Annotated in this window: 21 protein-coding genes; 3 read left to right on the plus strand and 18 right to left on the minus strand. The window is 33.6% G+C overall.

The window, feature by feature from the left end:
- Window positions 1-281: 281 nt before the first annotated feature.
- A complete protein-coding gene (locus tag G4D63_RS06340; RefSeq protein WP_163178809.1) occupies window positions 282-1445 on the minus strand; it encodes an endonuclease Q family protein in 1164 nt (387 codons plus the stop codon).
- 3 nt (window positions 1446-1448) lie between these two features.
- On the minus strand, window positions 1449-2003 hold the full coding sequence (locus G4D63_RS06345) for an NUDIX hydrolase (RefSeq protein ID WP_163178810.1): 555 nt from the start codon (window positions 2001-2003) through the stop codon (window positions 1449-1451).
- Between the two features lie 72 nt (window positions 2004-2075).
- Between G4D63_RS06345 and mciZ the strand changes: the two genes are divergently transcribed.
- Entirely contained in the window at window positions 2076-2255 is a 180-nt protein-coding gene (gene mciZ, locus G4D63_RS06350; protein WP_163178811.1) for a Z-ring formation inhibitor MciZ, read from the plus strand.
- Between the two features lie 160 nt (window positions 2256-2415).
- On the plus strand, window positions 2416-3324 hold the full coding sequence (locus G4D63_RS06355; RefSeq protein WP_163178812.1) for an aldo/keto reductase: 909 nt from the start codon (window positions 2416-2418) through the stop codon (window positions 3322-3324).
- A gap of 437 nt (window positions 3325-3761) precedes the next feature.
- On the opposite strand, the gene G4D63_RS06360 is transcribed toward G4D63_RS06355, so the two are convergent.
- On the minus strand, window positions 3762-4367 hold the full coding sequence (locus G4D63_RS06360) for a YhfM domain-containing protein (protein WP_163178813.1): 606 nt from the start codon (window positions 4365-4367) through the stop codon (window positions 3762-3764).
- Window positions 4368-4501: 134 nt separating this feature from the next.
- Window positions 4502-4891, minus strand: a complete 390-nt coding sequence (locus G4D63_RS06365) for a hypothetical protein (RefSeq protein WP_239585910.1) — start codon at window positions 4889-4891, stop codon at window positions 4502-4504.
- Between the two features lie 170 nt (window positions 4892-5061).
- Between G4D63_RS06365 and G4D63_RS06370 the strand changes: the two genes are divergently transcribed.
- Window positions 5062-5838: a hypothetical protein gene (locus G4D63_RS06370; protein ID WP_163178814.1), complete on the plus strand. Its 777-nt coding sequence runs from the start codon at window positions 5062-5064 to the stop codon at window positions 5836-5838.
- 414 nt (window positions 5839-6252) lie between these two features.
- On the opposite strand, the gene G4D63_RS06375 is transcribed toward G4D63_RS06370, so the two are convergent.
- The 14 genes from G4D63_RS06375 to G4D63_RS06440 form a co-directional block, all read right to left on the minus strand.
- The gene (locus G4D63_RS06375; protein ID WP_163178815.1) at window positions 6253-6696 is read right to left on the minus strand and encodes a hypothetical protein; all 444 of its coding nucleotides are present in this window, start codon (window positions 6694-6696) and stop codon (window positions 6253-6255) included.
- 129 nt (window positions 6697-6825) lie between these two features.
- Entirely contained in the window at window positions 6826-7185 is a 360-nt protein-coding gene (locus tag G4D63_RS06380; protein WP_163178816.1) for a hypothetical protein, read from the minus strand.
- 79 nt (window positions 7186-7264) lie between these two features.
- A complete protein-coding gene (locus G4D63_RS06385) occupies window positions 7265-7792 on the minus strand; it encodes a hypothetical protein (RefSeq protein WP_163178817.1) in 528 nt (175 codons plus the stop codon).
- A gap of 64 nt (window positions 7793-7856) precedes the next feature.
- Window positions 7857-8375, minus strand: coding sequence for an NUDIX domain-containing protein (locus tag G4D63_RS06390; protein WP_163178818.1), 519 nt, complete (start codon window positions 8373-8375; stop codon window positions 7857-7859).
- Window positions 8376-8752: 377 nt separating this feature from the next.
- The gene (locus G4D63_RS06395; protein ID WP_163178819.1) at window positions 8753-9409 is read right to left on the minus strand and encodes a Type 1 glutamine amidotransferase-like domain-containing protein; all 657 of its coding nucleotides are present in this window, start codon (window positions 9407-9409) and stop codon (window positions 8753-8755) included.
- 160 nt (window positions 9410-9569) lie between these two features.
- Window positions 9570-9758 carry a hypothetical protein gene (locus tag G4D63_RS06400; RefSeq protein WP_163178820.1) on the minus strand — a complete coding sequence of 63 codons (189 nt, stop codon included), beginning with the start codon at window positions 9756-9758 and terminating at the stop codon, window positions 9570-9572.
- A 411-nt stretch (window positions 9759-10169) separates the two neighbouring features.
- Complete coding sequence (locus tag G4D63_RS06405; protein WP_163178821.1) at window positions 10170-10610, minus strand: YhfM domain-containing protein; 441 nt, start codon at window positions 10608-10610, stop codon at window positions 10170-10172.
- Window positions 10611-10735: 125 nt separating this feature from the next.
- Window positions 10736-10942 carry a zinc ribbon domain-containing protein gene (locus G4D63_RS06410; RefSeq protein WP_163178822.1) on the minus strand — a complete coding sequence of 69 codons (207 nt, stop codon included), beginning with the start codon at window positions 10940-10942 and terminating at the stop codon, window positions 10736-10738.
- Window positions 10943-11066: 124 nt separating this feature from the next.
- On the minus strand, window positions 11067-11252 hold the full coding sequence (locus G4D63_RS06415; protein ID WP_163178823.1) for a DUF4083 family protein: 186 nt from the start codon (window positions 11250-11252) through the stop codon (window positions 11067-11069).
- 173 nt (window positions 11253-11425) lie between these two features.
- The gene (locus G4D63_RS06420) at window positions 11426-11641 is read right to left on the minus strand and encodes a hypothetical protein (RefSeq protein WP_163178824.1); all 216 of its coding nucleotides are present in this window, start codon (window positions 11639-11641) and stop codon (window positions 11426-11428) included.
- 198 nt (window positions 11642-11839) lie between these two features.
- On the minus strand, window positions 11840-12385 hold the full coding sequence (gene lepB, locus G4D63_RS06425) for a signal peptidase I (RefSeq protein ID WP_163178825.1): 546 nt from the start codon (window positions 12383-12385) through the stop codon (window positions 11840-11842).
- Between the two features lie 217 nt (window positions 12386-12602).
- Window positions 12603-12842 carry a hypothetical protein gene (locus G4D63_RS06430; protein WP_163178826.1) on the minus strand — a complete coding sequence of 80 codons (240 nt, stop codon included), beginning with the start codon at window positions 12840-12842 and terminating at the stop codon, window positions 12603-12605.
- A gap of 63 nt (window positions 12843-12905) precedes the next feature.
- On the minus strand, window positions 12906-13208 hold the full coding sequence (locus G4D63_RS06435; RefSeq protein ID WP_163178827.1) for a hypothetical protein: 303 nt from the start codon (window positions 13206-13208) through the stop codon (window positions 12906-12908).
- Between the two features lie 258 nt (window positions 13209-13466).
- Window positions 13467-14033 (minus strand): hypothetical protein, encoded by a 567-nt coding sequence (locus tag G4D63_RS06440; RefSeq protein WP_163178828.1) that lies wholly within the window; start codon window positions 14031-14033, stop codon window positions 13467-13469.
- Window positions 14034-14451 lie beyond the last annotated feature (418 nt).

The following is a 14451-nucleotide window of genomic DNA, read 5'->3' on the forward strand; positions in this document are numbered from 1 at the left end:
GATTTCAACAACAAATAGATAAATATAAATAGGGTATTCTCTTACCAAAATAGGGAAGGCCCAAATCATGATGACTTGGGCCTGTTTTACCAGATAAGAAAGTATAAGTTTTTTCGATTGGAGTCTATGTCTAGCTCCAGCGCCCAGCCCCTCGAGGGAAAAAGGGAGTTTACTTTTTCCTAGGTCAAATAACCCTTCGAGAATAAAAGGGAAAAACCACCCTTTTTTTCTCGAAGGAACATTTGCTATGCCTGAGGCTAAACAGGGCGCTTGCGCTTTTCTTAATGATCTACCTTTCCATACTTTCCTCCACCACCCACTTGAAACGAGAGCGTTCCATTCCTTGCAGAAATGATGGCTTTTGCAACAGTTGGCGATACAAGTTCTCTGAGTGTGTCTTCAGGTGCTTTGTGAACGATTGCCATTTCTGTTTTAAAATAATCGCGAAGTTTATCAAGTGTTTTGGGACCAAGACCTGGGATAAATTCAAGTGGGACTTGATGAATATAAGGTGGTCTAGGTTGAAACTCACCTGTAAAGGTTCTCAGCTCAAGGAGACGGTCATACACTCCTTTAACCACCTTTTGACAGCCACATGCTGGACATGCCACTGTTGTATCTTCCAGTAAGGTTAAGCATTGATCACAGGTCGTGCGGTGATATTTACCAAGCTTCGGATCTAAGCCATAGTTTGCAACAATTTCTCTTCCCTCTTCACGATGCAGGACCTTTCGTAATTCCTCAAATGACGGAGCAGCCATTTTCATGATCTGATGTTCACGTCCAATTTTCGGCAAGGAGTGAGCATCAGAATTCGTAACATAGCTAAAAGAATGTAACTCCTCTATTTGATCGGCCATTGCCGTATTAGAACTAAGACCCAATTCAACTGCATCTATATATGCTGGATCAAATACTTCTTCAAGAGTAGCTGTTACCCCTTTTCCATATAAGCTTTTGTATGGTGTGAAAATATGTGCTGGGATAAATAGACCGTCCAGCTCTTTGACTTTCCTTTGCAGTTCCATTCCATCGACATACATTCTTTGAGAACTTAATGTGATATTTTTCATACGCTGACTCATCCAGGCTGAAAACTCTCTCATTTTGGCAATGGTCGGTAAGTATGCTAGTACATGAATAGGACCTTTACACTTATCATCGTAGATCTCAATTTCAGATCCAAGAATGAGTGTTACGTGTTTAAAACGCAAGCCACCTTCTTCTAGCTCTACTACTTCCCCTGTTTGAATGAACTGTTCTAATTCATTAAGCACCTCTGGGACATGACAATCAATAACACCGATTAGATCCATCCCTTTTTTCTCTGTGGACTCTATTAATATGTTCTCGATCGTTAAAGACCTGGCACCCGTTATTTTAACTGGCTTTCCTGATCCTGTTCTTCCAATATGTATATGTAGATCAACATAATACTCTTCCATAGCCTAGCGTTCCATTGCCTTCTTTAATTCTAAATATTGTACAGCATAAGCCGTTTTAGCATCATAAATCTTTTGCTCCTGGATATACTGTTTTGCTTCCTCTAGAGATAACTCTATGACTTCAACAAATTCATCTTCATCTAATTCTAGCTTATTCACTTTTTTCGATAGACCTTCTGCTATGTATACATGAACAATTTCATCAGCAAATCCCGGAGAGGTGTAAAAAGAAATGAGATGATCTAGTGTTTCACATTCATATCCTGTTTCTTCTTCAAGCTCTCTTCTTGCTGTTAGCTCGGGCTTCTCTCCTTTTTCTAGCTTTCCTGCTGGAATCTCTACTAACTCTCTCTCCAACGCCTTTCTAAACTGGCGAACCATTACGATTTTCCCATCGCTTGTAATCGGGATTACCGCTACTGCACCAGGGTGTTTGATTATTTCACGTGTACTGGTTTTGCCATTTGGTAGAAGTACCTCTTCAAATACTAAATCAATTACTCTTCCTTCAAATAATGTTTTAGAAGTGAGAGTCTTTTCCTCAAAGGATGATTTCATGTTTTTCGCTCCTCGTTCTATCTAAGTATAGTCCTTCATACATTTTATCATAGTGAATAGGGGGAATTAAAAATGAAAATCCATCTGCATAACCAAGGTATATATATGGCGGGAAAAGCCTGGGAAATTCAAAGAAAGCTAAAAGAATATAGTAAACATTATGATAGTGTGGCTGATTGGATTGCTGATGAAAGAGCCGGTAAGAAAAAGAATAATGTTATTCCCTTTGCAGCCAAGAAATCTACTAAGTAGCAAGATTAATTTTCACTAGACCTAACCACATAGTTGATAGGTATAATTTCATTCCTCTACCTTAGACTACTTATTTTCCCCTTTTCTAATGTTTTGATAAGATAGTTGTAGTGAACAAGTATTAAACTTGTTGGACTATTTATTAAGGAGGATTATTCCCTTGAATAGACGATCTATCGGAAACTCCGAGCTTTATGTTAGTGAGATTGGTTTAGGTTGTATGTCACTAGGTACAGAGGTTGAAAAAGCAAAATCAATTATTGATGAAGCAATTGAGCTTGGCGTTAATTATTTGGATACAGCAGATTTATATGATCGCGGTGTAAATGAAGAAATTGTTGGAGAAGCCATTAAGAACAAAAGGGACTCCATCATCTTGGCAACAAAGGTTGGTAATCGCTGGGCAGATGAGCAGGAAGGTTGGAGCTGGGACCCTAGTAAGACTTATATAAAAAGAGCCGTTAAAGATAGCCTTAGACGACTTCAAACAGATTATATAGATTTATATCAGCTACATGGAGGTACCATTGAGGACCACATTGATGAAACCATCGAAGCTTTTGAGGAACTCAAATCTGAGGGATATATTCGCTATTACGGAATTTCTTCAATTAGACCGAATGTTATTCGTGAATATCTAAACAATTCCTCAATGATAAGTGCCATGATGCAATATAGTATGTTCGATCGTCGTCCTGAAGAAGAGATACTGGATTTACTAGCTGACCACTCAGTGAGCGTGATCGCAAGAGGTCCACTTGCAAGAGGTCTATTAACAGACGCCTGGGCAGATAGAGTAAATGAAAAAGGATACCTCCATCTATCAAAGGAAGACATTGAAAACAGCCTAGGAAAGTTAGTTACGACACTTCCTAGACGACCATTACAGGAATTTGCACTTAAGTATTGTTTAGCCCACAAAGCAGTCGCTTCCGTTATCCCTGGGGCTAGTAATATTATTCAAGTCAGAAAAAACATTGAAGCTGGTTTATCAATACCGCTGACTGAGGAAGAAATCACGAAGATCCAAGCATTAATTCCTGCGGAAGACTATCAACAACACCGTTGATTTCGTGTGTAAATTAATAAGACCACACAGGTTAGATTTATATAACCAGGTGTGGTCTTATTTTATTTATAGTTTAACCAATCAACTTCTTTAAGTGTAACTTCCACAATCACTTATTAAATTAAATTGCATAGATCAATAAACTACCCCAAAAAAGCAATATGATCATGTTGGTTACTAAACTTAAAGTAATATGAGTATTTATATTAAAGACAATTAGTGGCTTATTGATATTCAAATTAAATAGTATGTGAAACAATATATAAACACCGGTGATAAATATAAGGGTAAGTAGAATTTTCCTCAACGATTCCCCCTCGATTTCATAAACAATATTGTCTATAATGGATGATCCTTTACAGCAGCATTGCCCTTCACACAATAAGAGCTGCTATATTTGACATCACCATTTTCAAGCTATTCACCATAAGAAATTGTTATTCTCCTGGCAGATAACCTATAACTTTGTTTGTAGCAACATCAACCAGTATAATTGATGTACTTACTACACTATTTTCTTTATCTTCAAAAGAAACAGAGAATACCTCTTTACCTTCATAATTCTGTTCTAACAACTCATACTCTTTAGTAACTAAGACTTTAGTGACTGTTGCACTTTTCAATTCTTCGTGGGCACTCTCACTCCAACCTTTTTCTTTTAAAAAGTTCCAAGCTATTTCTCCAATGTTTATATAATGATACGAGATCAGTTCATTAATTTTGCTAACAGAACTAACGGACAAAGAATAAATGGTATGTGTATCCTCTGTATTCATGATTGTTCCAAATTTTTCATCAATCCAAAGATAATATGTGCTCTCCCCGATCTCAATTTTAAATTCAGGGTCTGCCATATTGACAATACCTGGTTGTTTTTCTGCACTATTTACTGCGTCTTCAATTAATTCAATTGTTTCTTTATCCTCTACAACTAATGTTCCGGAACTGTTCACTATTGTAGCAATCGTTACCTGTTCTAAGCTTTTACTAGTCTGCTGACAGCCCAATAAACTAATTGATATAAGAAATAAGACTTTACTCATTTTGTTTATAGATAAACCCTCCCTTAACTACCTTTGTAATATTGACGAATAAATTCCATAATCCGTTTCAAATATATTTCTTATTTATCCTAAGTTCTTTTGATTTTTTGATACGTAATTTCACTTGACCAAGTTCATGTTTCTGATTTCTTCACCTTTTTCCACTGATTGTATATTTGAAATAGAGAAAACAGTATTACAATCCAAACTAATTCGTTATCGAAAGAAAGTCCAGTTGATGACTCTCCACCTAAAATAGTAAATAAGGACATTAAAAAAAGTATGTATACTGTTAAGGCTATTTGCCACTTTAAAATCTCTTTACTGTTTATGTTTTTGGTTTTTTTATATAGAAGACTAAATAATAATAATCCTAAAATTATAGGAATTAAAATCCCTTGTGGAATGGTACCTGTGAGTGAAGTTCTTGGGAAATAGTCATAAGCAAACAGTAACGTAAAAACTATGATTATAACAATTTCGAATGGTTTAAGCTTCATATGAGAGGCCATTTTTTTATACATAATTATTTATATTCCTTCCCGTTACTTTATACGTAAAATAAGATTCGTAATTTACAAGGATCGGATCCGTTAGAAGTTTACGAATTATGCTTGTTGCTGATTATGTGGATGGATGGAATTTTAACATAACTATTTATTCTATTGTAAATAATATACATAGGTGATTAAATATGAAATTAAAATTATATTTATTGTTAAGCTTTTTGTTGGTGGTTACAGCTGTGTTCCCAATAGAATCAGTAGCTGATGAGACAGATACTGATCGTGTTAGCCAGCAGTTTATTGGTGCAATTTTTAGAAGAGACCAATATAAATTGAGAAAACTGGTAATACCAACTGTCAAAATCCCTGAGATAAGAGAAGATACTCCTATTACAAGAATACAAGGACTACCTTCATCTAAAAAAGATACAAAGGTCTTCATCGGTTACTTTGGTGAAGAAAAAATAGAGGATCATGACGAAGGAATTAGGAGAATCGCATTTATTTGGGAGGTTACCGTAACTAGGGATAAAGTTACTAACATCACAGTTGTTTCGGATGCGGCTAACCCTTTTATGAATGAACTTAGAGCAACTAAGACGTATAAGAGTAAAAATAATAAGACAGTCCTAGTACCTTCATATTTCCCTAATGATGTAACCCATGTGAAGAGCCATACCAATGAAGATAAAATCTCTATAGAGTATAAAAGTCACGAAAGCATTCTGACGCTTAAAGCATCTCCATTCAATACCCAGAACTTAAACCCTATAAATCAAGGTTTTGTTCAAGTAAAGGTTAAAGATGGCGAAGAGACATATATCAAGAAACTTTCAGATGGTTTCCAAATTAATTTTGTTGATGATGGTCTGCAATATTCTGTTAGCTTTAAGATTCACAAACACAGTGCAAGCAATAAAGCAAAAAGTGAATTAATACAAGTGGTGAATTCGATGTTTAGATAAGATCTATTTATGCTATTTATTGAAGGGGATTATTTCAAACGATTTTGTTTTGATTCCCTTCGACAAAGGGCATAACGCTTCTTAGCTTAATGCCTTAGAAAATTTATGTACTAACTATTACTGAATAAATAAACAAGATTACCATTACAATTACTATTACGTTTTTAGAAAATTGCTTTACTCTATCACCTTCATATATCTTCAGTAACAAGTAAAAAAAGCCTACAACCCAGATTCCATCTTGAAAAAAAGTAGAAATTATATTCCTTAACATATTAAATAAAAAATATAAATTCATTACTACCCTCTCCTTTCAATTCATATTTTACCATATAAAACCAATTTTTCGATTAACAAAACTGCCTTTTTACTTAACAAAAGTAGCCAATTAATCTTCCTTCACTCTCATAGTAGTCAGGAAAGTAGTTCCGTTATCCTATTCGCTGAGTTAATAAGAGGGAATAATGGCAACAATACTGCAAAAATAAGATTACTGTCTACTATTGCTTTCCATACCTTCTTCCCTTTACGAATCTTATAAACTAACAAAAATATTGAAACAGTAGTCGCGAAAAACAACAGCCATAGAAATTCTTTATGTCTATTTACTTCATGTTTTATGGCATCAATCTTCCAAATATCTTTTCCTGAAAAGCTTACGATGGTAATTTCCTTTTCAATTCCAATCACATTGAAAGATTGTAACGATATAGTATTATGTTGCACATTAACAAGATCATAACCATTTGGTAGGATGGAGGCTTTGAAAACGATAAGATATGAGACACCAGCCATTAAACTTGCAATTACTAAAAAAGCTATAAATCTCTTAACCTTTGTTACAAGAGTATTATTCATCAGTGAAATCGTCCCCCCTAATCCCCTGAATATCTTACAAACTCTAATGCTTAAATAGCTTAATACCTTAAACCAAAATAAGTGACGATTCTTCTTGGCTATCGTACCCTGTACTGTATGAAAATGAATTCAATTAAAAATCATTAATAAGAAATATGCAATACCACTAAGAATGAGTATTGCTGCAACCCAATCGTTTATATTTTGTTTATCTAAAAAACCATTTCGATTTATAATTGCTATAATAATATAAATAATAATAATCCCAACACTTGGTTCAACGGTTTCTTTGAGAAAATATTCGTAACCAATAAATAAGTAGCTAATTCGAATGAAAATCCCCAACAGTATCATTGCCAGAAAAAATTTAAGAGGGAAATTCTTTTTGTAACTTCCTACTGAAACACCTTTTTTGTTGAGAAATGATATAACTAAAATGATGATTGCCATAACAAAGAACATTTCTAAATAATAGGTTAGGAAATTCATATTAATCACTCTCTTTATAGTAAGGATAGTTGTTATTCCTTTTCGTTTAGCTATGACTCGCAACCGTTAGCGAAAACTCTTATTCACCCGTAATAATTCCATCATTAAATGCGATGTTTTGAAATTGGGTCACTCCATATTTTTTATATGTGAATCTTAATGATTCTATATCATTAACTACATTATTAAGATCATTACCAACGTATTTAACACGTAATACTAAGTAAAAATTTTTATTTATCCGAAAATCCTTAACATTTACAAAATCGTTATTAAGTCCTTCTTTCATTACAGTGTCCTCATCCAGCACACCAATTCTTTCTGTACTTGCTATATAGGGTTCGATATGGAATTCATCATCATCCTTTGCAACAATGGTTCCATCCCTCTTTATAAATTCCACCTTTTCTAGTATGGGGTTTCCAAAGCCTTCCCATGTGAAGTTATATCCCAAGTATATAGGGCTGCCATCTTTAAACTGTTCTTGTCCTGCTGTAGAATGATTCCATTTTGTGAATTCCCCGTCATGACTTATATAATCTAAAGACCACAAAAAACTGATAGCGAAAATGATAACAATAAACATTATGATTATTATTTTTTTCATAATTTCACACCCTATCGGTTTAATTAGAACTGTTTATCTCTTTTCTTAGATAAAGTTAAATCTCTTACTTTTGAATAGTCCCACGCTTGCTTCGGCAATCAAATAGTAAGTGGATAAAACTTTCGTAATATGGCAGAAATTCTTCATTTTTGATCATTGTTAAAATTTCATCCTTGCTTGCCCACTTCACGTCTTGAACTTCTTCGTACTGTAAAGTAAGCATATGTAATTGTACATCTTCCTGAATTAAATAGATGTCATCAAAGCCATTCTCAAAGTTAATTGTTAAGTGAGGTCGTATATGCTGAAAGTCTACTTTTAAACCAATCTCTTCATGCAATTCTCTTTGGGCAGCAGTTTGACTTGTTTCTCCAGCTATCGCACTACCTCCTACAGTAAGATCCCACAGATTTGGCCAACCCTCTTTGAAAGACTGCCTTTGTTGAATGAGCATTTCTCCGTTTGAATTAAAAATACATACATGAATAACTAAATGAAAATCCCCAGATTCAAGCTGTTTACCTCGAACCCATGTACGGTCTGTTTGGGTTCGATTTATATCATAGACATCCCATAATTCCACCAGTGCACCTCCAACTTTAAGTATTCATTATTTTGAGATTAAAGTAACTAAAACCCTACTCAGCTGATGCACCCTTTAGTGGAACAACCGTTTACTCCTTCCTTTTGGTAACTATATAAGCCTCCATAAATCCTATGATAGCAACAAAAGAATAACCTAATTTCGTGTCCATTAAATTACTTTGCAGTGCCAAATAACTAAAGATAATACCTATCATTACTAGAAGTGAACAAATGATTTTATTCCTCATACTCATAAACAAAGATCCTCTCTACATACCTACCTGTTTTCGAATCCTTGTAAAACAATTTAAGAAAAACCGAGATTAATATATTACCTTAAATTTAATAAGCCATACCCATTCCCTGCAACTACAATTAGAATGTCTCATTCAATTTCTGAATCTTTGAGTGGGAAATTAAAAACACATTGCCAAAAACGTCGATTTTGTCCCCCTTTACGCGTAAAGCACAATCTTTGTTCGACGCATATATATTAATTTCTTCAGATAGGAGAGAAAGTTCGTTTTGGACCCGTGCAATATTATTCTCAAGGTCAAAATGAGACAGGACTGAAAAATTGTCAAGACCGATTCCATCATAAACAGAATTCATTTCAACTTCATACCCAAGGTTTTTCGAGCATAACCATTTAGCGGACATATTGATTGCACCAGCGCTTGCTCCCATCACTATGGCGTTACTTTTTTTAATGAAGTCCACTAATTCATATTCCTTCAAAAAACTATTTTGATTTATAGTATCTCCTCCCAACAAGAAGATGACTGAAGCATTTTGAATTTTAGATTGGGCATCTTCCTTCTGTACCTGATAATTAATTAAATGATATTCATCAAACATAATGCCAACCTGGTCAAGCCACGAGCGTTCAGTAGTACCATTATCTTCATAAATAGATGGATTCGAGCTTATCATAGCAAGCGATTTTCTATCTGTCATATCCTCCTGTAAAAGCATGCCCAGCGACTCTGGTAAGAAATTGTTAAACCAACCTAAATAATAGTGAATTTTCATAAGTTCCCCCGCAGCAAAAGTGTAGAAGATATATTCCTCGCGTCACTCATTCTGTTTTTTTATCACTACAAAACATTCTAAATACGGCCCGATTTCGACCAAGTTAAATTCCGCTCTTCAATTAACCTTTTCCGGTTGTTCAAAAATCTTTTTATACTGTTCACACATTCCTATTTATGATGTGCTTAGATTCTTCCCTATTTTGTTCTACTGACATCTGCTTTTTTAATTCTTTTATTTCTTTTTTCAATTCTTTGATAACTCTTGAATCATCTATTCCTTTTGTAACAGCTGTTTTTATAATTAAATAAAAAATAAATAAAAAAATTAAACCATAAAGCAATTCCATATTTGACCTCCTTAAAAACTGGATCCTTATTCAAAACTCTTTCAGATTTAACTTCTCCGTTATCACAAGAAGCGACTGCTACTCAGTAACTTGCTCCCGCTTGTTCAAGAAGAAACTAAACCCATTAACCCTAAAATAGAATACATAGTAAAACCGACACCGATGAAAATGATGATAAACCTAATAATCCAAGGCAATTTAGGAGGAGGGAAAAATGCTATAATGCCAACCGCTAAAAATAAAAACCCTATAATAAAACTAATTAAGAATCCCAATACACCCACTCCACTTTACAATCTTATATTTTTACGGTAACCACTCAAAAGGTTCCGATATTGATGTATTCTACAACGTAGTAAAAAAGCAATGTTAAGCAATCTCACACGTTACTTTAATAAGAAAACTGTTTTGTTAATCAATTTTTTCAAATTCAATTGCACTTGAAATTAAACTTACATCTTCTTTTTCTTCAAAGAAGCTTTTAAGTTTTTCAACTGATTTATCATCTATTTTGAAAGTTCCATTTGCATCTGGTAAAAGCCGTTGAATATATCCTTCACCACTCTCAGTGACCCAAAGGTGATAATTTTTATTTTCTTCTTTTCCTAAGCCTAATGAAAAAGACAATAAAGGCTTTGTTGTAATTATTTTTTGTTTACCTAATTCTTCTGCATTATTAACTGTATCAACAAAAATTTCGATTGCTTCTTGATCATCCACATATTCATTTCTAGTCTTTGAATTCTCATTTTCCCAATAAATTAGCTCAATTTGTTCTACGCTCTTAATATCATTAGAGGAACAAGAAGTGATTATAAATAGTAAAAAGAATGATAAGTAAAGTTTCCACATTTTCTTCCTCCTCTCGTCTCTTAAATTCCACCATAAAAACCCATTATTCTTATCAAACTAAAATTTCCTATAAGCTCAAACAAGAAGCGATTATTCTAATTGAATAATCGCTACGTTTTTTGTTTTTATCCACCAAAGAATAAGTCTAGAATATTTGCCCCTGTAGATGATTGCTTATTATAAAACTCTGAATAACCACAACTCTTACAATAAACAACTATAAATTGATTGTTTTGAATGTCAAACATCTTTGATAAACCCGTTCCAGTCATAGCAACTTCCTTTTTTGCAGCATCTGTACTTCCACATTTAATGCAACCTTGTCTTGACATCCCCTACACCCCTCTATTCATCTTTTGTATATAAAAGGTATACGTTGTATTTATAAAACAGTTTCAATTTTTTTTGATAAACTAACTTCCCCTTATTTGAAGAGAGAGGTATCGTTAAATGAATTTAATCTTTTCTTTCCTTCTCAAGTAATTCTATAATCCTATCTAATTTTTGTTCAATGTTTTCATTCTGCTTATTAAATTTGGGTTTTGAAAAGAATGATCCAACACCAAAAAAGATAAAAGAAATTAAACCAATAATTAAAATAAACTGTAATAAAAACCAACCCAAACTACCAAGTGCCTCCATCTAACCAATTCCTCCTATCCTGATTAATCTGACATTCAAGGAAGCTCAAGTTGCCCTCCTTTTATCTATTAGTTAAGTGGTTATAATTATATAAATCTACTTCAAGTCTATAATAAATTATATCAACAATATTCCGACTATTGTATTGGGAAAATTGCTGTTATAAAACCTATTTAATTTACTTTGAGACCACTCTTTTGTGCCTTCCTTTTATATTTCCTTTTAAGAACATCTCCTAATAATAAAAAAACTACTCCTAAGATTATCAGGATCATGACAGTTGGCTTACTAAGTTCAAATAGGATACCTAGAGCCTTCAGAAGCAATGGAACAATGAAAATAGTTAGTCCAAGAATTTTTAATCCCAAATAAGACATTCTATTATGCATTTTCTTCCCCCTACTTTTTCATTACTTCAATTTGAGATAGTAATATACAAAAAAAAAAATTCGATTAACAACGGTGCTATAAATGCCCCATCCTAATTGTTTCCCCGTATTAAACAATCCTGCTCATTAGTAAAATAAGCCCTATATACAGAAACGTTAACCCTAATGGATCAACGTTATTAATACAATATTAAGTATCTACCTACCTACTATTCTTATTTCCTTAAAAGGAAAATAAACTAACTTTGTGGTACCTACCACCTCTTCCATTGGAACAGCTCCAATATGACGACTATCCTGGCTAAATCGCCTATTATCTCCCATTACGAATAGATGTCCTTCTGGAACGACCTCACTTTTTATGGGAGTATCTTGCAATGTAAATGAATATGTAAGAGGACCTTCCACAAATCCTTGTTTAAAATTGTTTAGATAGGGCTCATCGTAGGCTTTCCCATTTATGTACAATACGTCATCCTTGTATTCTATACGATCACCTGGTAATCCAATGACTCGCTTTATATAATCCTTATCTTCTGATGCATGAAATACTACAATATCAAATCTTTTCGGTTCATCTAATTTTGTAACAACCATTTGTTCTTCGTTATGTAACGTAGGTTCCATTGAAGCCCCGTCCACTACAATTGGTGAAAGTAAGAAGGTACGGATAACAAATGCTAATAATACTGCGATTAGAAGTGCCTTAATCCATTCCAAAATCTCCATTTTACTTTTAGCCACTCACTATCATCCTTTCCATCATTTACTGTTCTTCCCAATTATTCCATGCCGTAATTAATCATTGTTTTCCTTCAACTCTACTCCATTTAGTCAAAAACACTATAAGAATTTTCAAATCAGCAATAGAATTAATGTAGTAAAAATCCCGTAAGCTTAATAACTTCAACTAAAATATGCGATAGTCCTTCTTGGATTATCGCACCCATTGCCTAACATGTTATTTATTAAATTCATCTTCCAATTGTTTTTCTATTTCTTCATTAGAAATATACTGCTCTTCCTGTATTTCCTTTCTACCACCAGACAAAATTAGCCAAACCCCTATCATAAAGACAATTAAAACAAAAACAATTGTTATAAGAGGGGGGCCTCCGCCATTCGTAAACGCATTTTGAAAAATAACTGCACTTGTCAGTAACGATAAACTTATTATTAAAATACCAAATAACCTATTCACTTTTTTCCCCTCCCTCCAACAATTCTTTCCTTTAATTGCAATAAAAATTGATATAATGAAAGACTATAATTTTAATTTTGCTAGTAACCAATCTTGCAGTTCATCTTTTAATTCATTTCCAACCTTTAGAACCCCTAACACGACTCCCTTTCCCACTAACTGAATTTCAGTGGCTGCGACATCCTTCGTCATATTAATGTGATAAGTAACCGTTTCTATATGTCGAATAGGAATCCTATTGATATTCATAACCCCTTCTGATAAGAGGTATCCGTCTTCTGTTATGCTCACTTTATTTTCACTCCAGCTAAATTCATTCTCAGAAATCACTTTTGTTTTCGTCTCTTTAGACTTAAATAGCCCCATATCCATCCCCCTCTCATCTTTATTACTATTTTACCAAAATTCTCCTTCTGTGAATGGAAATCTTTTGTAATTTATCTCTTACCAATGTGGTTATCATATCGCGTCTAATAAAAAAAGAGCAAGAATCTCTCTGCTAATTCAGTTACTACTAACGGGTGATTGAATCTGTATGGATGTGTTTTATTCTGTGTTATCAACAGGTTCTAAAGAGGATCGTTAGAGAGGAATTAAACTCTCCTAATTCAAGATTTGCAACATTTACTTCAACATCCATTTTTTCACTGTAGAATATATTAAAATGCCAGATTCAGAGTGCCCCCTAATGTTAATAGGTAATAACGTTTGTCTTTCAGACTTTAAAAAGAAAAAACGAGCTCCTCCTGTGTCAATTACTAAGGCATTTTCAAATATGTCTTTCTCAATTTCAATTTTTATTTCTTGTATTTTAGGATTGTTAATTTGTCCAAAGTAATATGATATTGGTATATGATCTCTACCTGAGGCATTCCATGTAAAATCTAAGTCTGTTTCGCGAGGATAATGAGTAGAAACTAATGAGGATTCACTACCTAAGTCATCTTTAAACTCCCAAAACCCCAACCAGTTTTGTTCTAAACGACTTACTATAGTGGTGCTACTATTTTTGAATATAGTTAACCAGTCCCCGTCTATTTCCCTAACCATATAGACTTCTTCAGTTTTTGGAGACCAATTAGCCGTAATTTTAAAGACATCATCCTTAGTGGGGAGTTGTTTGTGATTATAAACTAGAAATAAGCAAAAAATGATCGTCATTATCGGAATACCAATTAGTAACTTTCTCATCTCACCCTCCTAAAAAAATAAGACAATTAATAAAATCAATAGTTTAAATTGATTCAACGAATAATTCAATACAATCTCGAGAAGGTGCGTAGGTCCTTCTCTGATCAACGCACCTGTATGGTTAAATAAATCATGCAGCTATTGTTCTCTTATTGGCAAAAAAAGTGATGATTACTAAAAGAGTGAAAAGGATATTAACAATCAATGCATAAATGAAGTAATCCATAAACAGTTCCTGGGTCCATTGAGTTCCATCGGTTATTATCCAATAACTTATTATATTTGAAATGCTAATTCCATCTTGTTCACCGAAACTTGCTTTGTAATTCAACCATAAACTAATTGTAGATATGGTTGATATGACTAAACCGACGAATAGAGTAATAGCTAAGGGACGCTTCACAGAAAAGAACTTCAA

This window comes from Bacillus mesophilus (genome assembly GCF_011008845.1).
GTDB classification, from domain to species: domain Bacteria; phylum Bacillota; class Bacilli; order Bacillales; family SA4; genus Bacillus_BS; species Bacillus_BS mesophilus.